The sequence below is a fragment of the Pseudomonas sp. HAR-UPW-AIA-41 genome, assembly GCF_002304225.1.
Taxonomy (GTDB): Bacteria; Pseudomonadota; Gammaproteobacteria; order Pseudomonadales; family Pseudomonadaceae; genus Aquipseudomonas.
Genome location: NZ_NSLB01000004.1, coordinates 254,301 through 276,714, shown reverse-complemented (window position 1 = coordinate 276,714; position 22,414 = coordinate 254,301). Strand labels below are relative to the sequence as shown.

The window sequence follows — 22,414 nt, the reverse complement described above, 5'->3', positions numbered from 1 at the left end:
GACCGCCGCCGATGCCGCAGCCGATCCGCCTCAAGGACCACGAACGAGACGCCCGTCTGGTCAGACGGCGCGTGGTGGTCGGCGCCGCGCTGGTGCTCATGCTGACGCTGGTACTGGTGGCGCGGGCCTATTACCTGCAGGTCATTCAGTACGACCACCACACCACCCTGGCGGAAAACAACCGCATCCATGTGCAGCCGATTCCGCCCACCCGCGGGCTGATCTTCGACCGCAACGGCGTGATCATCGCGGACAACCGGCCGAGTTTCAGCCTGACCGTGACCCGCGAGCGAGCCGGTGACTGGCAGGCGGTGCTGGATACCCTGGTTCAGGTATTGGAACTGACCGCCGAAGACAGGGCGATCTTCGAGAAGCGCTTCCGTCAGGGGCGACGGCCGTTCGAGCCGGTGCCGATTCTCTTCGAGCTGTCCGAGGAGCAGATTGCCCGCATCGCGGTGAACCAGTTCCGCCTGCCAGGCGTTGAGGTGACTGCGCAGTTGGTGCGGCACTATCCGCTGGGTGAGCACTTCGCTCAGTCGGTGGGGTATGTCGGGCGGATCAACGAGCAGGAGCTGAAAAAACTCGATCCGGTGGACTACAGCGGTACTCACCATATCGGCAAAACCGGTGCGGAAAAGTTCTACGAGAGCGTCCTGCATGGCCGAGTGGGCTATGAGGAAGTTGAAACCAATGCCCGCGGCCGTGTGTTGCGGGTGCTCAAACGGACCGAGCCGCAGTCCGGGCGTGATCTGACTCTGAATCTCGACCTCAAGCTGCAGCAAGCCGCGGAGGCGGCGCTGGCCGGGCGGCGCGGTGCGGTGGTGGCGATAGAGCCAGCCACCGGCGGCATCCTGGCGATGGCCAGTCAGCCGAGCTTCGACCCGAACCTGTTTGTTACCGGCATCAGCTTCAAGGATTATGCGGCGCTGCGTGATTCCATCGATCGTCCGCTGTACAACCGCGTGCTGCGCGGTCTGTATCCGCCGGGCTCGACCATCAAGCCGATGGTGGCTGCTGCGGGCCTTGATGCCGGGGTGATCACCGAGCGCAGCCGCATCTTCGATCCGGGTTATTACCAGTTGCCCAACTACGACCATAAATACCGCAACTGGAACCGCAACGGTGAAGGCTGGGTCGATCTGCAGCTGGCGATCATGCGTTCCAACGACACCTACTTCTATGATCTGGCGCTCAAGCTCGGTGTTCGCCGGCTACATGATTACCTGTATGGCATGGGTATCGGGCGCCGTGTGTCCATCGACCTGGGCGAGGAGGCCGAAGGGCTGATGCCGTCACCGGAGTGGAAGCGGGCACGCTACCGTCAGGCCTGGTACCCCGGTGAAACGCTGATTCTCGGTATCGGTCAGGGTTACATGCAGGCCACCCCTCTGCAGCTGGCTCAGGCCACGGCGCTGGTAGCCAACAAGGGACGCTGGGTACGCCCACGGCTGCTCCGTTCGGCCTCGGGTCTGACGCCTGAGCAACTGATGGCCGCTGGTGAGATCCCTCTGGTGGAGACACCACCGGACGTGGTGCTCAAGGATATGAAGTACTGGGATATGGTCAGCAACGGCATGCAGCAAGTGCTGCACAATCCGCGCGGTACAGCGTTCAAGGTCGGTTCTCAGGCCCTCTACCGCATCGCTGGCAAGAGCGGTACAGCGCAGGTGGTGGCGATCAAACAGGGCGAAAAATATGATCGCAGCAAGATTCATGAGCGTCATCGCGACCATGCGCTGTTCGTAGGCTTCGCTCCTGCGGAGAACCCGCAGATTGCCGTAGCGGTGATGGTGGAAAATGGCGAGTCCGGTTCCGGCGTCGCGGCGCCGGTGGTCAAACAGGTGATGGATGCCTGGCTGCTGGATGACAGTGGCCAGCTGAAGGCGCAGTTCCGTCCGGCGTTGCCTGCCGTGGAGAGTCACTGATGGGTAATTTTGACCGCACCCTGTCCAGCGAGGATGTGGTTCGCCGCCGCGCCACGCTGCTGCAGCGCCTGCATATCGATGGCTGGCTGCTCCTGATTCTCCTGGTGCTGGCGGCTGGCGGGCTGTTTGTCCTTTATTCGGCCAGTGGCAAAAACTGGGGCATCCTGCTTAAGCAGGCCAGTTCCTTTGGCCTCGGCCTCCTGGCGATGTTCATCGTGGCCCAGATCGAGCCCCGGTTCATGGCGCGCTGGGTGCCGCTGGCCTACCTGGGTGGCACAGGCATGCTGCTCTATGTGGAGCTGTTCGGTTACACGGCGATGGGCGCCACCCGCTGGATCCATATCCCCGGAATGATCCGCTTCCAGCCTTCGGAGTTCATGAAGCTGATCATGCCGGCGACCATCGCCTGGTACCTGGCGCGTGGCAGTTTGCCGCCGCGGTTCAAACATATCTGTATCAGTCTGTTGCTGATTGGCATTCCCTTTGTTCTGGTGCTGATCCAACCGGACCTGGGGACGTCCATGCTGATTCTGGCGTCCGGTGCTTTCGTTCTGTTCATGGGCGGTCTGCGCTGGCGCTGGATCCTGACCGCGGTGACGGCGGCCGTGCCGGTCGCGGTGGCCATGTGGCATTTTGTTCTGCACGACTATCAGAAGCGCCGGGTACACACCTTCCTTGATCCGGAAAGCGACCCGCTGGGCTCTGGCTGGAACATCATCCAGTCCAAGGCGGCGATCGGCTCGGGCGGGGTGTTCGGCAAGGGCTGGCTGCAGGGTACTCAGTCACACCTGGATTTTTTGCCGGAAAGCCACACGGACTTTATCATTGCCGTGCTCGGCGAGGAGTTCGGTCTGATTGGCATCTGCCTGCTGCTCATGGTCTATCTGGTACTGATCGGACGCGGGCTGTTCATCACGGCGCAGGCGCAGACGCTGTTCGGTAAACTGCTGGCCGGCAGCATCACCATGACGTTCTTCGTCTACGTATTCGTTAACATCGGCATGGTCAGTGGCCTGTTGCCGGTGGTGGGGGTTCCCCTGCCGTTCATCAGCTATGGCGGCACCTCGTTGGTGACCCTGATGACGGGCTTTGGGGTTTTGATGTCGGTCCACACGCACCGCAAGTGGATCGCGCAGGCATAACAAGGTTGGTTAATTTGAAAGACACATTTGGCGTGCGCAAACACCTCCGGGCTCTCGGCCTGGCCCTGCTCGGCAGTCTGGCCAGTCAGCCGTTGCTGGCCGCCGACTATGAGGGCGTACCGCAGGTCAGTGAGTTCATTGCCGGCATGACCCGTGATCATGGTTTTGCCAGTGAGCAGCTCACCGCGCTGTTTGCTCAGGCAGAGCGCAAGCAGGCCATTCTGGATGCCATCTCGCGTCCGGCCGAGCGGGTCAAGCCCTGGAGCGAATACCGGCCGATCTTCATCACCGATGCGCGGATTCAGAAGGGTGTGGCGTTCTGGCAGCAGCATGCCGAGGCACTGGCCCGCGCCGAGCAGAGCTACGGTGTACCGGCTCAGGTGATCGTCGCGATCATCGGCGTGGAAACCTTCTACGGTGGCAATACCGGCAGCTGGCGCGTGCTCGATGCCCTGTCGACCCTGTGTTTCGATTACCCGCCGCGCTCGCCGTTCTTCTGTCAGCAGCTCAAGGAGTTCCTGCTTCTGGCCCGCGAAGAGCAGGTTGATCCGCTCACACTCAAGGGTTCCTATGCCGGCGCGATGGGTTTGCCGCAATTCATGCCGAGCAGCTTTCGCGCGTATGCGGTGGATTTCGACGGTGACGGTCACATCAATATCTGGACCAATCCGGTGGATGCCATCGGCAGCGTGGCCAGCTACTTCAAGCACCATGGCTGGGCTCAGGGTGAGCCGGTGGTCAGCCGCGCGGATGTGCGTGGCGAGCAATACGAGAAGGGCCTCACCGTGGGGCTCGACCCGCAGCTGAATGTCGGCCAGTTGCGCACGTTGGGCTGGTCCAGCCATGATGCGCTGCGCGACGACCTGACAGTCAGTGCCTTCCGCTTTGATGGCGCGGCCGGCCCTGAATACTGGCTGGGGCTGCCGAACTTCTTTGTGATCACTCGCTACAACCGCAGCAACATGTACTCGATGGCCGTGTATCAGTTGTCCGAGGCCTTGCGTGCCGACCGGGAGAAAGCTCAGTGAGATTGCCGACGCTTGCACTTTACGCCGCTCTGGCCGCCCTGCTGGCCAGTTGCTCGAGCAGTCGTGCGCCGCAGCCCGTGCAGCCGGGAGCTGGCCCGATCAGCGGCCCGGGTGACTATGCCAGGCCACACCGCGATGGCTCGCCCTGGTGGGATGTCGATGTGTCGAAGATCCCCGATGCCGTGCCGATGCCGCATTACGGGCGCTACAAGGCCAATCCCTATTCGGTGATGGGCAAGACCTACTTCCCGTTGCAGGACGCCCGCCGTTACCGCGCCACGGGCACCGCCTCCTGGTATGGCACCAAGTTCCATGGCCAGGCTACCGCCAACGGCGAAACCTATGACCTGTACGGTATGACGGCGGCGCACAAGACCCTGCCGCTGCCCAGCTACGTCAAGGTGACCAATCTCGACAACGGCAAGAGCGTGATCTTGCGCGTCAACGACCGTGGTCCGTTCTATTCCGACCGCATCATCGACCTGTCCTTCGCCGCCGCAAAGAAGCTCGGCTATGCCGAAACCGGTACCGCGCGCGTGACGGTCGAGGGTATCGACCCGCATGAGTGGTGGGCCCAGCAGGGCCGTCCGGTGCCGCTGGTGCTGGCTGCCCCGCAGCAGGCCTCGAACAAGCCGCTGTCGCTGCCGGCTACCTCGGCTCAGCCTGTGCCGGCTCCGGTTGAGCAGTACACGCCGCCGCTGGAACAGCATGCCGCCGCTGTCCTGCCGGTGCAGATCGACGCAAAAAAAAACGCTTCAGCCGGGCTGTCTGGCCTGTATCTCCAGGTGGGCGCCTTCGCCAATCCGGACGCTGCGGAGCTGCTCAAGTCGAAGCTGGGCAGTCTGACGGCTGCCCCGGTGTTTATCAGCTCGGTGGCGCTGAATCAGCAGATCCTGCACCGCGTACGCCTGGGGCCGATCGACACGCAGGATGAGGCGCTGAAACTGCAGGACAGTATCCGCCTGGCCAATCTGGGGCAGCCGACCCTGGTCAAGCCGTAAGTCCGCACCACGATTCGCCCGCATCTTGCGGGCAGCACGGTCGCCCAGGGATGGGAGGCCGATCGACCATCATGAGTAACTGTCAGAGATTCGGATGAACATCAACACCCTGCAACGCCTGCTCCTTACCGTTCTGCTGCTCTGTGCGCCCAGCGCCTGGGCTGTCGATGCACTGCCTTCTCCGCCGCAACTGGCCGCCAAGTCCTACGTGCTGATGGATCACGCCAGTGGCAAGGTTCTGGTGGAGAACAATGGCGACCAGCGCCTGCCGCCGGCCAGCCTGACCAAACTGATGACCGCCTACATCGCGACCCTGGAAATCCGTAAGGGCAAGATCGGCGAGCAGGATCTGGTCACTGTGAGCGAGCATGCCTGGCGCACCGGTGGCGCTGCTTCGGGTGGTTCGACCATGTTCCTGCCGCTGAACAGTCAGGTGACAGTCGACGACCTGCTGCACGGCATCATCATTCAGTCGGGCAACGACGCCAGCATCGCTATTGCCGAGTACATCGCCGGCAGCGAGGATGCCTTCGCCGACATGATGAACGAGACCGCCGAGCGCCTGGGCATGAAGAACACCCACTTCATGAACGCCACCGGTCTGCCGCACCCGGAGCACTACTCCAGTGCCCACGACATGGCCATTCTGGCTCGCGCCATCATCAATGAGGATGCCGAGCACTATGCGATCTATTCGCAGAAAGAGTTCTTCTGGAACAACATCAAGCAGGGCAACCGTAACCTGCTGCTGTACCGCGACAAGACCGTCGACGGCCTGAAGACCGGTCACACCGAGGAAGCCGGCTTCTGTCTGGTGGCTTCTGCCGTCCGCGAAGGCGCTCGCATGATCACCTCGGTCTTCGGCACAGCCAATGAGTCGGCGCGTGCCGCTGAAACCCAGAAGCTGCTGACCTACGGCTTCCGCTTCTTCGAAACCAAGACCTTCTATCAGAAGGGTGCCGAGCTGGCCAAGGCGCAGGTCTGGAAGGGCACTGCCCGTGAAGTGAAGGCGGGCCTGGCCAGCGATCTCAGCCTGACCCTGCCCAAAGGCCAGTTGGCCAAGCTGCAGGCCAGCATGAGCCTGAATCCGCAACTGGTGGCCCCGATCAAGCAGGGCGATGTGATCGGCAGCGTACAGGTCAAGCTGGGTGAGGAAGTGGTGCACAGTGCCGATCTGGTGGCCCTGGAGGCTGTCGAAGAGGGCGGTTTCTTCCGCCGCCTGTGGGACGGTATTCGCCTGTTCTTCTTCGGTCTGTTCAACTGAGACTACTCAGCTGAGACCGAATGGACGCACCTGACCGTGCGTCCGCAAGCTGCAGCCCGGCCTTGAAAATCCCGAGGCCGGGCTTATTTATAGGGAAGCGCCCACTCCGGGCTGACTTCCTTCCGTGCAGCGCTCCCACTCTGGAGCCTGCCTCTGCCAACGGGCCAAAAGCCTGCCGATGCCATGACCGATAGCGACATTCAAGCCCCGAAAATCGAATTCCCCTGTCCGAACTACCCGATCAAGGTGATCGGTGAGGCCGGCGAAGACTTTGCCGATCTGGTCATTCAGGTCATTGGCCGCCATGCCCCAGGCCTCGACAGCAGCACGCTGGTGGTGCGCGACAGCCGCAACGGGCGCTTCCTGTCCGTTCAGGTACTGATCACCGCGACCGGTGTCGAGCAGTTGCAGGCCATCCATGTCGATCTGCGCGCCACCGGGCGCGTGCACATGGTGCTCTAGTGGCACCGCCCCTGCTGGTGCGTCATCTGGGGTTGGCGGATTACCTGCCGACGCTGGAGGCGATGCGTCGCCTGACGGACGAGCGTGACGAGCAGACGGTGGATGAAATCTGGCTGCTGCAGCATCCCCGGGTGTTCACCCAGGGGCAGGCCGGCAAGCCCGAACACCTGCTGGCGCCCGGTGATATTCCGGTTGTGCAGGTCGAGCGGGGTGGCCAGGTGACCTACCACGGCCCCGGCCAGCTGGTGGCCTATCTGATGCTGGACCTGCGACGCCTGGATCTGGGCGTGCGTGAGCTGGTTAGCGCCATGGAGTTGAGCCTGGTGGATGTGCTGGCCGGCTATGGCATCGAGGCGGCGCCCAAGGCCGAGGCTCCCGGTGTCTATGTGAAGGACGACAAGATTGCCTCGCTGGGCCTGCGGGTCAGGCGTGGCTGCTCGTTCCACGGTCTGGCACTGAATGTCGACATGGACATGACGCCCTTTCAGCGCATCAATCCCTGTGGCTATGCCGGCCTGAAGATGGTGCAGATGAAGGATTTGCTGGCGACGCCGCCTGTACTCGACGAAGTGGCGCAACGCCTGGAGCAGGCATTGCGTCAGCGTCTTGGCTACGAGTAACAGGCGTCGGCCAACGGTCTGAGCCTGGCAGGCTCAGTTCAGGTTCAGCGCCGGGATCAGGCTGCTGTCGAGTTCCTGGCCGGGGACCGGAACCGGTGCGGCCAGTCCCAGGTTGTTCTTCTCGAATACCCGGTCGGCACGGTAGCTGGAGCGCACCAGCGGACCGGCGGCGACCTCCATGAAGCCCTTTTCCAGACCGATCTCGCGGAAGCGGTTGAACTCTTCCGGGCTGACCCAGCGCCTGACCGGCAGGTGATTGCGCGTCGGTTGCAGGTATTGGCCCAAGGTGAGGATATCCACGCCAATGGCGCGCAGGTCATCCATGGTCTGCAGCACTTCCTCGTCGGTCTCGCCCAGACCCAGCATCAGACTGGTCTTGGTCAGTACCTGCGGGCGATGCTGTTTGGCGTGCTTGAGTACACGCAGGGTCTTCTCGTAGCCGGCGCGGGGATCACGTACTTCATGGGTGAGACGCTCGACGGTCTCGACGTTCTGGGCAAACACTTCAAGGCCCGAGTCCACGACCTGCTCGATGGCGTGCAGATCGCCGTCGAAGTCCGGGGTCAGTGCCTCGACCACGACCTGTGGGGTGTTCTGCTTGATGGCCCGCACGCAGGCCGCGTAGTGACTGGCGCCACCGTCGGCCAGGTCATCGCGGTCCACTGAGGTCAGCACGATGTAGCGCAGGGCCATCAGCTCCACCGACTTGGCGGTGTTCTGCGGTTCTTCCAGGTCCAGCCAGCCGTTGGGGTTGCCAGTGTCCACCGCGCAGAAGCGGCAGGCGCGGGTGCAGACCGAGCCCATCAGCATGATGGTGGCGGTGCCATTGGACCAGCATTCGCCCATGTTCGGGCAGTGCGATTCCTGACAGACCGTGCTCAGGCGATGTTCGCCGACATTGCGCTTGACCGCCTCGAAGCGGCTGCCACTGGGGGCCTTGACCCGCAACCACTTGGGCTTGGGTTCGAAAACCTGAGCCTCGCTCGACGCGCGGCGCTTCTGACCATCCTTGATCGCGGTAATGCCTTGGGCGGTGCGGAACTTCTCGCCGCTGGCTACGGGTTTGGACGGGGGCGTGTCGGACATCGGCGGTCTGGGCTCCGGGTGAGGCTCAGTGGGCGGGGCGGCTTGTGGCCGCCGCGCAGTTTATCACAGCCTGACCGGCTGGTCGGTTATGGGGTCAGCGCTTGCGCAGTTCAGTCAGCAGCTGCGGTGTCGGGTAGCCATCGGCCGGCCAGCCCAGCTGCTGCTGGGAGCCACGCACCGCGCGGCGGGTGTTGGCGCCGATGATGCCGTCGGCAATCCCCGGATCGAAGCCCAGCCGGCTCAGTTGCTCCTGCAGTTCGATGCGCTCGTGGCGCGAGAGCGGCTTGTCGCCGCGTGGCCACTGCAGGGCGAGCTGCTGGCCGCGAATGGCATCGCTGAGCAGGCCGATGGCCAGCGCGTAGGACGTCGAGTTGTTGTACTTGAGAATGCTGTTGAAGTTGCCGAAGACCAGGAACGCCGGGCCGCGATGCCCTGCGGGCAGCAGCAGATAGCCGCGGTCGCCGGCAGCCAGCCCCTGCGGTGTGCCCTTGATGCCGAGGGCGTTCCACTGGGCGTAGGTCTTGCGGATGCCGGTGTCGGCCAGGGCATAGTCGAAGTTATCCGGCAGGGCGACCTGGAAACCCCAGGGCTTACCGGCCTGCCAGCCGGAGGCGTGCAGATAGTGTGCGGCTGAACCCAGTGCGTCGCTGGCAGAATTCCAGATATCGCGGCGGCCATCGCCGTCGAAGTCCACCGCATGACTGGCATAGGTGGTCGGCATGAACTGGGTCTGGCCCATGGCGCCGGCCCAGGAGCCGATCATGCCGCGTGCGCTGATGTCGCCGGCATCGAGGATACGCAGTGCGGCGAGCAGCTGTTCCTGCCAGAAGCTGGCGCGGCGACCGGCATAGGCCAGGCTGGCCAGCGAGCGGATCACGTTCTTGTTGCCGATGTTGTGGCCGAAGGCACTTTCCATGCCCCAGACCGCCAGCAGCACCTGGGCATCCACGGCATAGCGTTGTTCGATGGCGCTGAGGGTGGCGGCATATTCGACCTGCAGTTGCTGACCTCGTTTTACCCGGCTGGCCGAGACGGCACCGTCCAGATACTCCCACACCGGGCGGGTAAATTCGGGTTGGCTGCTGTCGGCGGCAATGACCGCCGGATCGGGCTCAAGGCCGGCGAGGGCTTGGTCGAGAGTGGCGACGCTGATGCCCTGACTCAGAGCCAGGCGGCGGAAGTCGCTTTGCCAGGCGCTGAAGCTCTCATGGCGGGCCGGTGTGTCGGCCGGGCTGGTTGCGGCGCTCTTGGTCGCTGCGGCAGCGACCGGGGAGGGTGCTTGGGCCTGGCTGGTCGAGTTGCTCGTCGCGGGCGGTGTGCTGCTGCAGGAGCAGAGCAAGGCGAAGGCGATGGCAAAGCCAAGGCGGTTGGGGGACAGCATGGACATGGGTGTTCCTGAACCAGCGGACAGGTCGCTACCCTAGCACGAATGGGCTTTTCAGGCCGCCAGAAACACAGAAGCCTCCCAGTTTTGCTGGGAGGCTTCGCGGCGGTAACTGCCTTTGCCCTTCTTCGGTTGTTCCTGGCGGCAGCGGAACAGTGGTTGGGCAACCAGGGATTTGGCCTGATTCGGTCGTCGTTTGCGGGGCTTGGCCATGCGCGTGTTCCTCGATGAGCACCAGCGGGTTGCTGGCGTGCGGAGCATGCGCGGCTGGTCAAAAAATGTCCAGTTGCCGTTTACTCGGCGGGCAAGTGCAGGCGCTGACCGGCCAGCAGCAGGCACAGGCGGCTGAGACCGTTCCACGGCGAGCCTTCGGCCTGACCCTTGATCTGCGCGTCGATACGCTGGGCATCCCCCAGCATCTGCTGCCAGCGGGCATGCGGATGGCGCTGCAGGGCCTTGGACAGCAGCGGCCGGCGCTTATCCCAGACCGGCGGACGGCAACTGGCGAAGGCTTTGTCCAGTGGTACGCCGGCGGCGAACTGCTGGGCCAGACCCGCCAGCAGGCGGATCTCCCGGGCCAGTGCCCAGAGGATCACGGGTGCCTCGACGCCCTCGCCACGCAGCGCTTCGAGCATACGCAGGCTGTGCTGAGCCTCGCCGTTGAGGGCTGCATCGATCAGGCCGAACACGTCGAAGCGCGCACTGTCGGCCACCGCCGCCTGCACCGTGGCGGCGTCGATCTGGTTGCCCTCGGCCATCAGCTTGAGCTTCTCGATCTCCTGCTGGGCGGCCAGCAGGTTGCCTTCCACGCGGGCGGCGATCAGCTCGACTGCTTCGGGGCTGGCGGCCAGACCGGCGTTGGCCAGGCGCTGGCGAATCCAGGCAGGCAGCTGGCTGCTCTCCACCGGCCAGATCTGCACGAACTGGCTGTTCTGGCCTTCGATCAAGGCCTTGGCCCACTTGGTTTTCTGCGTGCTGCCATCGAGCTTGGGCAGGCTGATCAGCAGCAGGGTGTCCTCGGCCGGGCGAACCAGATAGTCGAGCAGGGCGGCAGCACCCTTGTCGCCCGGCTTGCCGCCATCGATACGCAGCTCGATGAGCTTCTTTTCGGCGAACAATGACAGGCTGGCACCGGCCGCATAGAGCTGGCCCCAGTCGAAGTTCTTGTCGACATGAAATACCTGGCGCTCGCTGAAACCCTGGGCCCGGCAGGCGGCGCGAATGGCGTCGCAGGCTTCCTGGCAGAGCAGGTGCTCATCGCCACTGACCACGTAGACCGGGGCCAGCTGGCTTTGCAGGTGTTTGCCGAGTTGCGCGGGGTTGAGTTTCATTGCGGAGCGAGCTTCGTCAGGAGTGAAAAGGGCCGGTTACCCGGCCCTTGTCTGCTTACTGGCCGATCGGCAGCTGGATCGGCGATTGCTGTGGCTGCTCGGCGCGTGCCTTGGCAGCTGCCGCACGGGCATCGGCTTCGGCCTTGGCCTTGGCGCGGGCGGTGGCTTCCAGCTCGGCCAGGCGCTCCGGGTTGATCAGCTGCAGGCGCATGGCCATCTGCTGAACCAGGTCGCGGCGGATCTCACCACGCAGCTGGGCGGCTTCTTCGTCGGAGCCGATCAGGTTGTTGCCGTCCTGCACATAGACCTTCTGCACTTCCACCTGATCCTGCAGCAGGAGCAGGCCGTCGCGGCTCTTGATCTGGTAGTCCAGAGTGCTGGTCAGCTGGGTTTCCGCGCTGCGGGTATTGGTGGTGTAGCTGGCGGTGCGCTGGCTTTCCTGTTCGTTGGCCAGGTCCAGGGTGTAGGGCGCGGCGGTGCTCACCTTGACCTGGCTGCTCTGCAGCAGGTCGCGCAGTTGCTTGTAGGTTTCGCCGTAGCTGTTGCGCGCGGTCAGGTTGATTTCCTTGATGGCGAACTGGGTGTCGCCGGTGCCGCGCAGCTGAAAGCCGCAGGCGCTGAGGACGGTGGCCAGGCCGATTACCAGCAGATTCCGTTTCATCATTCTTTCTTTCCCCTTGCTGAGTTCCGCCGCAGCGCGGGCTGCGACGGCCTGGATCAGTTGGCGACTATTCAGTTGGCAACAATGTTGACCAGTTTGCCTGGTACCACGATGACCTTGCGAATGGTCAGGTCGTCGAGGTAGCGCAGGACGTTTTCGTTGCCGCGTGCTGCCGCTTCGACTTCTTCGCGGCTGGCGGCGGCCGGGACTTCGATCTGGCCACGCAGTTTGCCGTTGACCTGGATGACCAGGGTCAGGCTGTCCTGCACCAGCGCGCTCTCGTCGACCTGAGGCCACTGGGCGTCGATGATGGCGCCGCTGTTGCCCAGTTCCTGCCACAGCGCATGGCTGATGTGCGGGGTGATCGGGGCCAGCAGCAGGGCTACGGTCTGCAGGCCTTCCTGCAGCAGGGCACGGTCCTGCGCGGTCGCGGTCGGTGCCTTTTCCAGCACGTTCATCAGGGTCATCACGGCGGCGATGGCGGTGTTGAACTTGTGGTGCAGGCCGACGTCATTGCTGGCCTGCTTGATGGCCAGGTGGATGGCGCGGCGCACGGCCTTCTGCTCGTCGCTCAGGCTGGCAACATCCAGTGCACCCGGCAGACCGGCGCTGACATGGCTGTGAGCCAGGCGCCAGACACGGCGCAGGAAGCGGCTGGCACCCTCGACGCCGGAGTCGGACCACTCCAAGCTCATGTCGGGCGGCGAGGCGAACATCATGAACAGGCGGCAGGTATCGGCGCCGTAGGCGTCGATCATGGCCTGCGGGTCCACGCCGTTGTTCTTCGACTTGGACATCTTCTCGGTGCCGCCGATCTCCACCGGCAGGCCGTCGGTTTTCAGCTTGGCGCCGATGACCTTGGCCTTGGCGTCACGCTCGACTTCCACGTCGGCCGGGTTGAACCAGTCCTTGCCGCCGTTTTCCAGGGTGCGGTAGTAGGTTTCAGCGACCACCATGCCCTGGGTCAGCAGGTTCTTGAACGGCTCATTCGAGCTGACCAGACCTTCGTCGCGCATCAGCTTGTGGAAGAAGCGCGCGTACAGCAGGTGCAGGATGGCGTGCTCGATGCCGCCGATGTACTGATCCACCGGCAGCCAGTGGTTGGCGGCCTGCGGGTCGACCATGCCGCCGGTGTATTGCGGCGAGGCATAGCGGGCGTAGTACCAGGAGCTTTCCACGAAGGTGTCCATGGTGTCGGTTTCGCGCTTGGCGTCGGCACCGCACTTCGGGCACTTGCACTGGTAGAACTCGGGCATCTTGGCCAGCGGGCTGCCGGCGCCGTCCGGTACCACGTCTTCGGGCAGGACCACCGGCAACTGGTCTTCCGGCACCGGCACGTCGCCACAGGTGTCGCAATGGATGATTGGGATCGGGCAGCCCCAGTAGCGCTGGCGGCTGATACCCCAGTCGCGCAGGCGGAACTGGGTCTTGCGCGCGCCATGGGCGCTGGCTTCCAGATCGGCAACGATGGCGTCGAAGGCGGCACCGAAGTCCTTGCCATCGTACTTGCCGGAATTGATGGTGGTCAGACCGGCCTTGTCGCCGTACCAGTCCTGCCAGGTGCTGGCATCGTAGGCTTTGCCTTCTGCCGCGTAGACCTGCTTGATCGGCAGGCCGTACTTGCTGGCGAACTCGAAGTCACGCTCGTCGTGTGCCGGCACGGCCATCACGGCACCTTCGCCGTAGCCCCACAGCACGTAGTTGGCGACGAATACCGGCAGCTTGTCGCCGGTCAGCGGATGGATGACGAATTGGCCGGTGGCCACGCCCTTCTTCTCCATGGTCGCCATATCGGCTTCTGCGACCGATCCTGCCTTGCATTCGGCAATGAACGCAGCGATGGCCGGATTGGTTTCGGCAGCGCGCTGCGACAGCGGGTGCTCGGCGGCCACGGCCACATAGGTGGCGCCCATCAGGGTGTCGGGGCGGGTCGAGTAGACCTTCAGCTGGCCTTCGATACCGATGCTGGCAACATCGTAGTCGAACACGATGTCGGCACCGAAGCTCTTGCCGATCCAGTTGCGCTGCATGGTCTTGACCTGCTCGGGCCAGCCTTCCAGTTCGTCCAGGCTGCTCAGCAGCTCTTCGGCGTAAGCGGTGATCTTGAAGTAGTACATCGGGATTTCGCGCTTCTCGATCAGCGCGCCTGAACGCCAGCCACGGCCATCAATGACCTGCTCGTTGGCCAGTACGGTCTGGTCGACCGGGTCCCAGTTCACGGTGCCGTTCTTGCGGTAGATCACGCCCTTCTCGAACAGGCGGGTGAACAGCCACTGTTCCCAGCGGTAGTAGTCCGGCTTGCAGGTGGTGACTTCGCGGGTCCAGTCGATGGCCAGGCCCAGCGATTTCAGCTGGGACTTCATGTAGTCGATGTTCTCGTAGGTCCACTTGGCCGGCGCGACCTTGTTCTTCATGGCGGCGTTTTCCGCCGGCATGCCGAAGGCGTCCCAGCCCATCGGCTGCAGCACGTTCTTGCCCTGCATGCGCTGGTAGCGGGCGATCACGTCACCGATGGTGTAGTTGCGCACGTGGCCCATGTGCAGCTTGCCGCTCGGGTAGGGGAACATCGACAGGCAATAGAAGGTGTCCTTGCCCGGTTGTTCACTCACGACAAAGGATTTCTGCGCGTCCCACTGGGACTGCGCGGCGGCTTCGATATCACGGGGCGAGTACTGTTCGTGCATGGCTTCTGGCGCTGGGAAAGGGGCTTACGGATAAACGCGGTAGGATACATGAGGCAGGCACTGCGAGGGAAATGCCGCCAGGCAGTGTCGGTTGGCTGACGGTTCTGTCGGTGGTGAGTGCGAGTCAGCAAATTTTTTGTCTTATTGGTCAGATTGTTGTGCCGTTTGTCGCGCTGCGACTGCGTCACGAAGAGTGCTGGCTAAGCTCATGACAATGGCCTCAGCGGCTTGTAGTACAGGGTTGTTGTCATGATGGAGTCGAGAAGGTCGGAACAGACTGGTGGATTGTACGGGCGATTGCTGCAGCGTCTCGCCCTGGCTCTGGATGAAGCCGAAAGCGCGCGCCGACTGCGCGATGTCGAACCGCAGCTGGTCGAACTCAAGGGGTTGACCAATGCCGAGATGGAGTTGATTCAGGCTTATCTGGAGCGCGACCTGCAGTGGCTGCAGGGCTGGCATGCTGCGGCCGCAGAGCTGGAACAGCTGGAGCATCAGGCCCTGCGACAGGCGCGTACGGCCGGTGTGCGCGGTGCTGGCAAGCCGTCGCGTCAGGCGACCAGTAAAGTGGCACCAGTCAAACCGCGCCTCAAGCGTCGCCAGCAACTGTGCTGCGCCATGTGCGGTACGGAAGTACCTTGGTTGCGCGGGCAGGGCGTGACGCCTTGCCCGGCCTGCGGCTCGCAGCTGTTTCGCGCAAGCACGCCACGTTAGCAGCCTGCTAGGCTAGCGCCCTCGTTCGGGAGGGCCTATGCCGATTAGATACCTCTTTAAGCAGTTGTTCCTGCCACCGGGGCTGTTCCTGCTCATGTTGCTGGCGGCCTGGTGGCTGCGTTGGCGTTATCCGCGGCTGGCCAGGGCCGGCTTTGTCGGTGGGTTACTGGGCTTGTGGCTGATGTCCCTGCCGATTGTGGTGGAGTGGGGCGGTCGGGCCCTAGAGAGCGAGGCGCCCTTGCCGCAGTCTGCCTGGACTCAGTTGCAGCGTGAGGCTCAGGCCATTGTGGTGCTGGGGGCAGGCCGCGAGCGCGGCGATCCGGCCTGGGAGGGCGATCAGCCCGGTCATCTGGCCAGTGAGCGCCTGCGTTACGCGGCACGTTTGGCCAAGGCCAGTGGTCTGCCTTTGCTCCTCACCGGTGGCATGCATTACGGTCAGCCACCCTCCGAGGCGGCCTTGATGGCGGAGAGTCTGGCCCGCGACTACGGCATTGTGGTGCGCTGGCGCGAGGAGCGTAGCCGCACCACCTTGGAGAATGCCCTGTTCAGCGCACCGTTGTTGCGCGAGGCCGGCGTGCAGCGCGTGGTGCTGGTGACGCAGGCGGCGCACATGCCGCGTGCTCGCTGGTGTTTCGAACGGCAGGGGCTGCAGGTGCTGGCCGCGCCAGTCGGCTTTCTCGGTGTAGACAATGCCCGGCCCGTCGGTGGCTGGCTGCCAGAGGGCAAAGCCTTCTGGCAGAACGCGCAGCTGTTGAATGAGGCGCTGGGTCGCCTGCTGTATCCCCTGCTGTATTAGCCGGCCTTAGAGCCTGATTACGATCTTCTGGATTAGAGCCAGGCAAGGCAAAAACGGTCGAGGAAGCGCAGTTTACGAACGGTAAATGAGCATTCCGAGATCGTTTTTAACGCTGCATGGCTGACAGCCAGGAGATCGTAAACCGGCTCTTACAGCGCCTTGCTCAGCCGGCTGCTCAGTCGCGCCCACAGCAGCAAGGCCAGACACAGGCTGATCAGCGGCCAGCTGCCGTAGCGCAGGTAGGGCGTGAGCCCCTGCATGGCGCTGACTTCGCCCTGCAGGACGGCGCGCTGGAACTGCGGCACCTGACGGGTGATCTGTCCCTGGGGATCGATCAGCGCGGTGACGCCGTTGTTGGTGGCGCGGATCATCCAGCGGCCGGCTTCGAGGGCCCGCATCTGTGCCATCTGCAGGTGCTGCAACGGGCCAATGGACCGACCGAACCAGGTGTCGTTGCTGACCGTCAGCAGCAGGTCGCTGTCGGCAGCCATGCTGGCGGCGAACTCCGGATAGACCACCTCGTAGCAGATGTAGGAGGCGATCTTCAGACCTTTGGCCTCAAGCAGCGGCTGGTCGGCCGGGCCGCGGGCGAAGTCCGACATCGGCAGGTCGAAGAAGGCGATCAGGCCACGCAGCAGGTCCTGCAGGGGTACGTACTCGCCGAACGGCACCAGTTTCTGCTTGAGGTAAGTGCCGCTGCCTTCGCCCACCACGGTGATGCCGTTGTAGTAGCGCTTCTCGCCGTGCTCGTTGACCTGACGCACCGGTACGCCGGTGATCAGCGCCGACTGGCGATCACGGGCGAACATTGCCATCACGTTCAGATAACCCTCGGCGTATTCCTTGAGTACCGGTACGGCGGTTTCCGGCCATACCAGCAGATCGGCCCTGGGGCTGTTGAAACTCAGCTGGCGATAGAGGTCGAGCTGCATTTCCAGCTGCCTAGGGTCCCACTTCAGCTGCTGTTCGATATTGCCCTGAATGGCCGCCACCGACAGCGGCTCACCCTTGCTCTGGGTCCAGGCATGGCCCTGGAGCGCCAGGCTGGCCAGCCAAGGCGCAACCAGCAGGGTGATCGCAGCCAGCAGGACGGGTTTGCGGCTCAGCAGACGCGGCAGGTTGATCAGCAGGGCGGCGCTGAGGGCCAGGATGAAGGTGATCAGCCAGACGCCGCCCAGCGGCGCGAGCGGTGCCAGCGGGCCATCCAGCTGGCTGTAGCCGGCGTAGAGCCAGGGAAAACCGGTGAGGAACCAGCCGCGGAAGGCATCCAGCGCCACCCACAGGGCGGCGAACGCCAGGGCATCGGCCAGTGGCGCTTCGGGGCGGCGCAGCCAGCGCGCCCACAGGGCGGCAGGCAGGGCGAAGAAGAAGGCGATGGCCATGGAGAACGCCAGCATCAGCAGGCCGGCCAGTGCCGGTGATGCCGCGCCGTAATCGTGGATGCTGACGTAGATCCAACTGGTGCCGGCGGCGAAGGTGCCCAGGCCGTACCACCAGCCGCGCCAGAGAGCAGCGCGGGTCGGCAGCTCGCGCAGGCCGAGGTAGATCAGGCCCAGTGACAGCAGAGCCAGCGGCCACCAGCCGAAGGGCGCCAGGCTCGGCGTCATCAGGGCGCCGGCGGCTGCGGCGAGCAGGTGTCCGGGCCAGCCGGGGGCAGTAATCCAGCGCATAGCGATCCTTGAGGGTGGTGCAAGGCCGCCAAGGCTACTGGTCGAAGGCTAAAAGCAAAAGCCCCCGCAGGCGGGGGCTTGGTATCACGGCATTGCCGGTGCTCAGCGTTCCAGCGGCGTCAGGCGCAGCAGGTGGATACGGCGGCTGTCGGCGTTGATCACGCGGAAGCGGTAGCCGGCCAGTTCGCGGGTTTCATTGCGCTTGGGCACGCGGCCGAACTCGTCCATCAACAGGCCGCCGATGCTGGTGCAGGCGTCGCTTTTCAGGTCGGTATCGAAATGCTCGTTGAAGCTGGCCAGCGGGGTTTGTGCCTTGACGATGAAGTCGCCGCTGGGCAGGTCCTTGAAGTAGCCGTCCTGCTCGACGTCGTGCTCGTCCTCGATATCGCCGACGATCTGTTCCAGCACGTCCTCGATGGTCACCAGACCGGCGACGCTGCCGTATTCGTCGATGACGATGGCCATGTGGTGGCGGTTGGCGCGGAACTCGCGCAGCAGCACGTTGAGACGCTTGGATTCGGGAACGAAAGTGGCCGGGCGCAGCATTTCGCGGATGTTGAAGTCTTCGCGACCACGCAGCAGCAGGGGGAGCAGGTCCTTGGCCAGAAGGATGCCGAGCACATCGTCGGCACCGTCGCCGATCACCGGGTAACGCGAGTGCGCCGAGCTGGTGACCGCCGGGAGGAATTCCTCGGGGCTCTGGCTGGCCTTGATGCTGATCATCTGCGAGCGCGGAATCATGATGTCGCGCACCTGCAGGTCGGCGACCTGAATGGCGCCTTCGACAATCGACAGGGCTTCGCTGTCGAGCAACTTGTTCTGGTGCGCCTCGCGCAGCAGCTCCAGCAGCTCCTGGCGGTTCTTCGGTTCATGGGCAAAGGCCTGGAAGATTTTACTCAGCCAGGACCTGTGCCCGTTACTCGATCGGTCTTCGCTCATGCGGTGTTACTCGGTCTCTTCGTCGTCGCGGTAAGGGTCGGGATAACCCAGTTCCGCCAGCAATTGTCGTTCCAGGCTTTCCATTTCCTCGGCTTCCTCATCGTCGATGTGGTCGTAGCCGAGCAGGTGTAGGCAGCCGTGGATGACCAGATGGGCCCAGTGGGCCTCCAGCGCCTTGTTCTGTTCGCGGGCCTCGCGCTCGACCACCGGGACGCAGATCACCAGATCGCCCAGCAGTGGAATGTCGAGCAAGCCCTCGGGCACCTCGGCGGGAAAGGACAGCACGTTGGTGGCGTAGTCCTTGTGCCGGTAGGTGCGGTTGAGCTCCTGGCCTTCTTCGGCATCGACCAGACGAATGGTCAGCTCGGAGTCGGCCGTGCGCTGGCGCAGGGCCAGTTCCACCCAGCGGCGCAGTTGCGCCTCTGCGGGCAGGTCGCCGGCCTCGGTGGCCAGCTGCAGGTCGAGTTCGATCACGGGCGCGGCTCCTGATCCTGGCGGGCGGCCTGGCGTTCGGCCCGCTCACGCTCGGCGGCGCTGTCGAAACGCTCATAGGCTTCGACGATGCGTTGCACCAGCGGGTGGCGCACCACGTCCTTGGATTCGAAATGGGTGAAACCGATACCCGGTACGTCCTTGAGCACCTCGATCACATGGCGCAGGCCGCTCTTGGTGCCGCGTGGCAGGTCGACCTGGGTGATATCGCCGGTAATGACCGCTGTCGATCCGAAGCCAATCCGGGTGAGGAACATCTTCATCTGCTCGGTGGTGGTGTTCTGACTCTCGTCGAGAATGATGAAGCTGTTATTAAGGGTACGGCCGCGCATGTAGGCCAGTGGGGCGACTTCGATCACCTGCTTCTCGATCAGCTTCGCCACCTGCTCGAAGCCGAGCATCTCGTACAGCGCGTCGTACAGCGGGCGCAGGTAGGGGTCGATCTTCTGCGACAGGTCGCCGGGCAGGAAACCGAGTTTCTCGCCGGCCTCGACCGCCGGGCGCACCAGCAGGATGCGGCGGATTTCCTCGCGCAGCAGGGCATCCACCGCGCAGGCCACGGCCAGGTAGGTTTTGCCGGTGCCGGCCGGGCCGATGCCGAAGTTGATGTCGTGGGCGAGGATCGATTTGACGTAGCGCTGCTGGTTGGCGCCGCGCGGCTTGATCATGCCCTTGCGCGTCTTCAGCGAGACCATCTGCTCGGACGCTGAGTTATTCAGTGCCTCCACGCCGGACTCCTGCAGGTACAGGTGAACCAGATCCGGCGACAGCTCGGTGGCTTCCGTTTCACGGTACAAGCGGCGCAGCAGCAGCTCGGCGGCATGGCTGCGGTGCCCCTCGCCGACCACTTCGAACTGGTTGCCGCGGTTGCGGATTTCCAGGCCGAGGCGTTGCTCGATCAGGCGCAGGTGTTCATCGAACTGCCCGCACAGGTTGGCGAAGCGCTTGGCTTCGAAAGGGTCGAGGGTGAAGCGGTGCAGTTCCAGATTCGCGTTCAATGTGCTGTTTGGCCGAGGGCGATGGGAGTTCAGGATAAACCCGACCGGCGCAGGGGGAAAGTTCCGCCGGCCCGGGCTTTAGATCAGACTTTGGTCGAGAAGGCTGCCGCGCAGCGAGTGGGGCAGGGCGTCGTCGATGTGCACGTCGACGAACTGACCGATCAGGCTCGGGGTGCTGCAGCGGAAGTTGACCACGCGGTTGCTCTCGGTGCGGCCCTGGAGCATGCCTGGGTCCTTCTTCGAATAGTCGGTGACCAGAATGCGCTGGGTGGTGCCGACCATGCGCCGGCTGTTCTCGAAACCCAGCTGGGCGATGCGCGTCTGCAGAATCGACAGGCGCTGCTTCTTCACTTCTTCCGGGGTGTCGTCGGCCAGATCGGCCGCCGGGGTGCCGGGGCGCGCGCTGTAGACGAAGGAGTAGGAGAAGTCGAAGCCGACGTCTTCGATCAGCTTCATGGTCTGCTCGAAGTCTTTCTCGGTTTCGCCGGGGAAACCGACGATGAAGTCGGTGCTGAGCAGAATGTCCGGCACCGCCGCCTTGAGCTTGCGGATGCGCGACTTGTATTCCAGTGCGGTGTGGTTGCGCTTCATGGCCGCGAGAATGCGGTCCGAGCCGGACTGCACCGGCAGGTGCAGGTACTTCACCAGTTTCGGAATGTCGGCATGGGCCTGGATGATGGCATCGGAGAACTCCAGCGGGTGGCTGGTGGTGTAGCGGATGCGCTCGATGCCGTCGATCTCGGCCACTGCGTAGAGCAGCTCGGCGAAGTAGGCGATATGACCATCCGGGGTCGGGCCGCGGTAGCCGTTAACGTTCTGCCCGAGCAGGGTCACTTCCTTCACGCCCTTTTCGGCCAGCTGGGTGATTTCCAGCAGCACATCGGCCAGCGGCCGGCTGACTTCCTCGCCGCGGGTGTAGGGCACCACGCAGAAGGTGCAGTACTTGCTGCAGCCTTCCATCACCGAGACGAAGGCGCTGGGGCCGTCGACGCGGGCTTCGGGCAGGTGATCGAACTTCTCGATCTCGGGGAAGCTGATGTCGACCTGCGCGGTTTTCGTGGTGCGCGCCGCGTCGATCATTTCCGGCAGGCGGTGCAGGGTCTGCGGACCGAACACCACGTCGACATAGGGTGCGCGGTCGCGGATCGCCGCGCCTTCCTGGCTGGCCACGCAGCCACCAACGCCAATCACCAGTTCCGGGTTTTCCAGCTTCAGCTCACGCCAGCGGCCCAGTTGGGAGAACACCTTGTCCTGGGCCTTCTCGCGGATGGAACAGGTGTTGAGCAGGATCACGTCAGCTTCGGCCGGATTTTCAGTGACTTCCATGGCCTGGTGTTCGCCCAGCAGATCGACCATGCGCGAGCTGTCGTACTCGTTCATCTGGCAACCGTGGGTTTCGATGTAAAGCTTCTTGGCCATGGGTGTTTCACTGGGGGTAATGACAGGACCGCGCATTATAGTGACCGTCGGGCAGCCTTCCTAGCTCCGTGTGTCCACTGACTGCTATGATTCGCGCCCCGTTTTTCCGGCGTTACTTCCCCAGCATGAACAAGCGTGAAAACCCCATCTTCAAGGTGATCTTCCAGAGCCAGGGCCAGGTCTTCGAGATCTATGCCAAGCAGATCTTCCAGAGCGAACTGTGGGGCTTTCTCGAGGTGGAGGAACTGGTCTTCGGCGAGCGCAGTCAGATGCTGGTCGACCCCAGCGAGGAGCGGCTCAAGGCCCAGTTCGATGGCGTGCTGCGCAGCTTCATCCCGATGCCCAGCATCATCCGCATCGACGAAGTCGAGCGCATCGGCACACCCAAGGTGACCGAAGCGCAGGTCGGCAATGTCATGCCCTTCCCGATGCCGCCGATTCCCCAGCGCTGATCGGCCCGGCCTTACTCGCTGCCCTGCAGCAGGTCCAGCGCCTGCTCGAGCACCCGCATCGACTCGGCGTGATCGCCGCTCTTGTGCAGGGCCTCGCCCTCAGCGCGCAGGCGCTGCACCTCGGCCGTCACCTCGGCGCTGGCCGGCGGGTTGGTCTTCAGCAGTTCGTCGATTCGTGCCATGTCCTGCGGGCAGTGCATGGCCCAGATCGGGGCGCTGAGCAGGGTGGCGCATACCAGGGTGGCAAGACGGCGCATGGCGATATTCCTCCAGTGGTGGTGTGGCCAGTCTAGATCGCGCGGGCATGCCGCCGCTCTTTGGCGCTGAACGGTCAAAAAAGACCCCGCCG

22 protein-coding genes are annotated in these 22,414 nt (G+C 63.7%); 10 read left to right on the top strand and 12 right to left on the bottom strand.

The window, feature by feature from the left end:
• Positions 1-11: 11 nt before the first annotated feature.
• From mrdA to lipB, 7 genes are all read left to right on the top strand, one after another.
• Positions 12-1,925, top strand: coding sequence for a penicillin-binding protein 2 (gene mrdA / locus CK486_RS10520; RefSeq protein WP_095940246.1), 1,914 nt, complete (start codon positions 12-14; stop codon positions 1,923-1,925).
• Complete coding sequence (gene rodA, locus CK486_RS10515; RefSeq protein ID WP_176481692.1) at positions 1,925-3,067, top strand: rod shape-determining protein RodA; 1,143 nt, start codon at positions 1,925-1,927, stop codon at positions 3,065-3,067. The genes mrdA and rodA overlap by 1 nt, the downstream gene beginning before the upstream one ends.
• Before the next feature lie 32 nt (positions 3,068-3,099).
• A complete protein-coding gene (gene mltB, locus CK486_RS10510; protein ID WP_256574402.1) occupies positions 3,100-4,095 on the top strand; it encodes a lytic murein transglycosylase B in 996 nt (331 codons plus the stop codon).
• The gene (locus CK486_RS10505) at positions 4,092-5,096 is read left to right on the top strand and encodes a septal ring lytic transglycosylase RlpA family protein (protein WP_095940243.1); all 1,005 of its coding nucleotides are present in this window, start codon (positions 4,092-4,094) and stop codon (positions 5,094-5,096) included. The genes mltB and CK486_RS10505 overlap by 4 nt, the downstream gene beginning before the upstream one ends.
• Positions 5,097-5,190: 94 nt before the next feature.
• A complete protein-coding gene (locus CK486_RS10500) occupies positions 5,191-6,360 on the top strand; it encodes a D-alanyl-D-alanine carboxypeptidase family protein (RefSeq protein WP_095940242.1) in 1,170 nt (389 codons plus the stop codon).
• A gap of 183 nt (positions 6,361-6,543) precedes the next feature.
• Complete coding sequence (locus CK486_RS10495) at positions 6,544-6,822, top strand: DUF493 domain-containing protein (protein ID WP_095940241.1); 279 nt, start codon at positions 6,544-6,546, stop codon at positions 6,820-6,822.
• On the top strand, positions 6,822-7,442 hold the full coding sequence (lipB, locus tag CK486_RS10490) for a lipoyl(octanoyl) transferase LipB (RefSeq protein WP_095940240.1): 621 nt from the start codon (positions 6,822-6,824) through the stop codon (positions 7,440-7,442). Before CK486_RS10495 ends, lipB begins: the two co-directional genes overlap by 1 nt.
• Before the next feature lie 33 nt (positions 7,443-7,475).
• Here lipB and lipA read toward each other — a convergent pair whose 3' ends face one another.
• The 6 genes from lipA to leuS form a co-directional block, all read right to left on the bottom strand.
• Positions 7,476-8,528: a lipoyl synthase gene (lipA, locus tag CK486_RS10485; RefSeq protein WP_095940239.1), complete on the bottom strand. Its 1,053-nt coding sequence runs from the start codon at positions 8,526-8,528 to the stop codon at positions 7,476-7,478.
• Positions 8,529-8,622: 94 nt separating this feature from the next.
• Positions 8,623-9,915 (bottom strand): lytic murein transglycosylase, encoded by a 1,293-nt coding sequence (locus CK486_RS10480; protein WP_095940238.1) that lies wholly within the window; start codon positions 9,913-9,915, stop codon positions 8,623-8,625.
• Between the two features lie 51 nt (positions 9,916-9,966).
• Positions 9,967-10,125: an alternative ribosome rescue factor ArfA gene (arfA, locus tag CK486_RS10475; RefSeq protein ID WP_095940237.1), complete on the bottom strand. Its 159-nt coding sequence runs from the start codon at positions 10,123-10,125 to the stop codon at positions 9,967-9,969.
• A gap of 80 nt (positions 10,126-10,205) precedes the next feature.
• A complete protein-coding gene (gene holA / locus CK486_RS10470; protein WP_095940236.1) occupies positions 10,206-11,243 on the bottom strand; it encodes a DNA polymerase III subunit delta in 1,038 nt (345 codons plus the stop codon).
• Between the two features lie 55 nt (positions 11,244-11,298).
• Positions 11,299-11,907 (bottom strand): LPS assembly lipoprotein LptE, encoded by a 609-nt coding sequence (gene lptE, locus CK486_RS10465; RefSeq protein WP_095940235.1) that lies wholly within the window; start codon positions 11,905-11,907, stop codon positions 11,299-11,301.
• A 68-nt stretch (positions 11,908-11,975) separates the two neighbouring features.
• Positions 11,976-14,588: a leucine--tRNA ligase gene (leuS, locus tag CK486_RS10460; RefSeq protein WP_095940234.1), complete on the bottom strand. Its 2,613-nt coding sequence runs from the start codon at positions 14,586-14,588 to the stop codon at positions 11,976-11,978.
• Between the two features lie 249 nt (positions 14,589-14,837).
• Here leuS and CK486_RS10455 point away from each other — a divergent pair, with 249 nt between their 5' ends.
• Entirely contained in the window at positions 14,838-15,299 is a 462-nt protein-coding gene (locus tag CK486_RS10455) for a hypothetical protein (protein WP_095940233.1), read from the top strand.
• Between the two features lie 37 nt (positions 15,300-15,336).
• A complete protein-coding gene (locus CK486_RS10450) occupies positions 15,337-16,095 on the top strand; it encodes a YdcF family protein (RefSeq protein ID WP_095940232.1) in 759 nt (252 codons plus the stop codon).
• A gap of 149 nt (positions 16,096-16,244) precedes the next feature.
• Here the strand turns inward: CK486_RS10450 and lnt are convergent, their stop codons facing one another.
• The 5 genes from lnt to miaB all read right to left on the bottom strand — a co-directional run bounded on the left by lnt (position 16,245) and on the right by miaB (position 21,613).
• A complete protein-coding gene (gene lnt / locus CK486_RS10445) occupies positions 16,245-17,765 on the bottom strand; it encodes an apolipoprotein N-acyltransferase (protein ID WP_095940231.1) in 1,521 nt (506 codons plus the stop codon).
• Between the two features lie 102 nt (positions 17,766-17,867).
• Positions 17,868-18,704 carry an HlyC/CorC family transporter gene (locus CK486_RS10440; protein WP_095940230.1) on the bottom strand — a complete coding sequence of 279 codons (837 nt, stop codon included), beginning with the start codon at positions 18,702-18,704 and terminating at the stop codon, positions 17,868-17,870.
• 6 nt (positions 18,705-18,710) lie between these two features.
• Positions 18,711-19,178, bottom strand: coding sequence for an rRNA maturation RNase YbeY (ybeY, locus tag CK486_RS10435; RefSeq protein ID WP_095940229.1), 468 nt, complete (start codon positions 19,176-19,178; stop codon positions 18,711-18,713).
• Positions 19,175-20,194 carry a PhoH family protein gene (locus tag CK486_RS10430; protein ID WP_095940228.1) on the bottom strand — a complete coding sequence of 340 codons (1,020 nt, stop codon included), beginning with the start codon at positions 20,192-20,194 and terminating at the stop codon, positions 19,175-19,177. Before CK486_RS10430 ends, ybeY begins: the two co-directional genes overlap by 4 nt.
• Before the next feature lie 78 nt (positions 20,195-20,272).
• Positions 20,273-21,613: a tRNA (N6-isopentenyl adenosine(37)-C2)-methylthiotransferase MiaB gene (gene miaB / locus CK486_RS10425; protein ID WP_095940227.1), complete on the bottom strand. Its 1,341-nt coding sequence runs from the start codon at positions 21,611-21,613 to the stop codon at positions 20,273-20,275.
• 125 nt (positions 21,614-21,738) lie between these two features.
• Here miaB and CK486_RS10420 point away from each other — a divergent pair, with 125 nt between their 5' ends.
• Positions 21,739-22,065, top strand: coding sequence for a DUF1820 family protein (locus CK486_RS10420; RefSeq protein ID WP_095940226.1), 327 nt, complete (start codon positions 21,739-21,741; stop codon positions 22,063-22,065).
• Between the two features lie 11 nt (positions 22,066-22,076).
• On the opposite strand, the gene CK486_RS10415 is transcribed toward CK486_RS10420, so the two are convergent.
• Positions 22,077-22,322 carry a hypothetical protein gene (locus CK486_RS10415; RefSeq protein ID WP_095940225.1) on the bottom strand — a complete coding sequence of 82 codons (246 nt, stop codon included), beginning with the start codon at positions 22,320-22,322 and terminating at the stop codon, positions 22,077-22,079.
• Between the last annotated feature and the right edge of the window lie 92 nt (positions 22,323-22,414).

Bases quoted from the DNA above. Each gene is read 5' to 3' on its own strand.
- mrdA (WP_095940246.1), top strand. From the start codon at position 12: ATGCCGCAGCCGATCCGCCTCAAGGACCACGAACGAGACGCCCGTCTG.
- rodA (WP_176481692.1), top strand. From the start codon at position 1,925: ATGGGTAATTTTGACCGCACCCTGTCCAGCGAGGATGTGGTTCGCCGC.
- CK486_RS10500 (WP_095940242.1), top strand. From the start codon at position 5,191: ATGAACATCAACACCCTGCAACGCCTGCTCCTTACCGTTCTGCTGCTC.
- CK486_RS10495 (WP_095940241.1), top strand. From the start codon at position 6,544: ATGACCGATAGCGACATTCAAGCCCCGAAAATCGAATTCCCCTGTCCG.
- lipA (WP_095940239.1), bottom strand. From the start codon at position 8,528: ATGTCCGACACGCCCCCGTCCAAACCCGTAGCCAGCGGCGAGAAGTTC.
- CK486_RS10480 (WP_095940238.1), bottom strand. From the start codon at position 9,915: ATGTCCATGCTGTCCCCCAACCGCCTTGGCTTTGCCATCGCCTTCGCC.
- arfA (WP_095940237.1), bottom strand. From the start codon at position 10,125: ATGGCCAAGCCCCGCAAACGACGACCGAATCAGGCCAAATCCCTGGTT.
- holA (WP_095940236.1), bottom strand. From the start codon at position 11,243: ATGAAACTCAACCCCGCGCAACTCGGCAAACACCTGCAAAGCCAGCTG.
- lptE (WP_095940235.1), bottom strand. From the start codon at position 11,907: ATGATGAAACGGAATCTGCTGGTAATCGGCCTGGCCACCGTCCTCAGC.
- leuS (WP_095940234.1), bottom strand. From the start codon at position 14,588: ATGCACGAACAGTACTCGCCCCGTGATATCGAAGCCGCCGCGCAGTCC.
- CK486_RS10455 (WP_095940233.1), top strand. From the start codon at position 14,838: ATGATGGAGTCGAGAAGGTCGGAACAGACTGGTGGATTGTACGGGCGA.
- CK486_RS10450 (WP_095940232.1), top strand. From the start codon at position 15,337: ATGCCGATTAGATACCTCTTTAAGCAGTTGTTCCTGCCACCGGGGCTG.
- lnt (WP_095940231.1), bottom strand. From the start codon at position 17,765: ATGCGCTGGATTACTGCCCCCGGCTGGCCCGGACACCTGCTCGCCGCA.
- CK486_RS10440 (WP_095940230.1), bottom strand. From the start codon at position 18,704: ATGAGCGAAGACCGATCGAGTAACGGGCACAGGTCCTGGCTGAGTAAA.
- miaB (WP_095940227.1), bottom strand. From the start codon at position 21,613: ATGGCCAAGAAGCTTTACATCGAAACCCACGGTTGCCAGATGAACGAG.
- CK486_RS10420 (WP_095940226.1), top strand. From the start codon at position 21,739: ATGAACAAGCGTGAAAACCCCATCTTCAAGGTGATCTTCCAGAGCCAG.
- CK486_RS10415 (WP_095940225.1), bottom strand. From the start codon at position 22,322: ATGCGCCGTCTTGCCACCCTGGTATGCGCCACCCTGCTCAGCGCCCCG.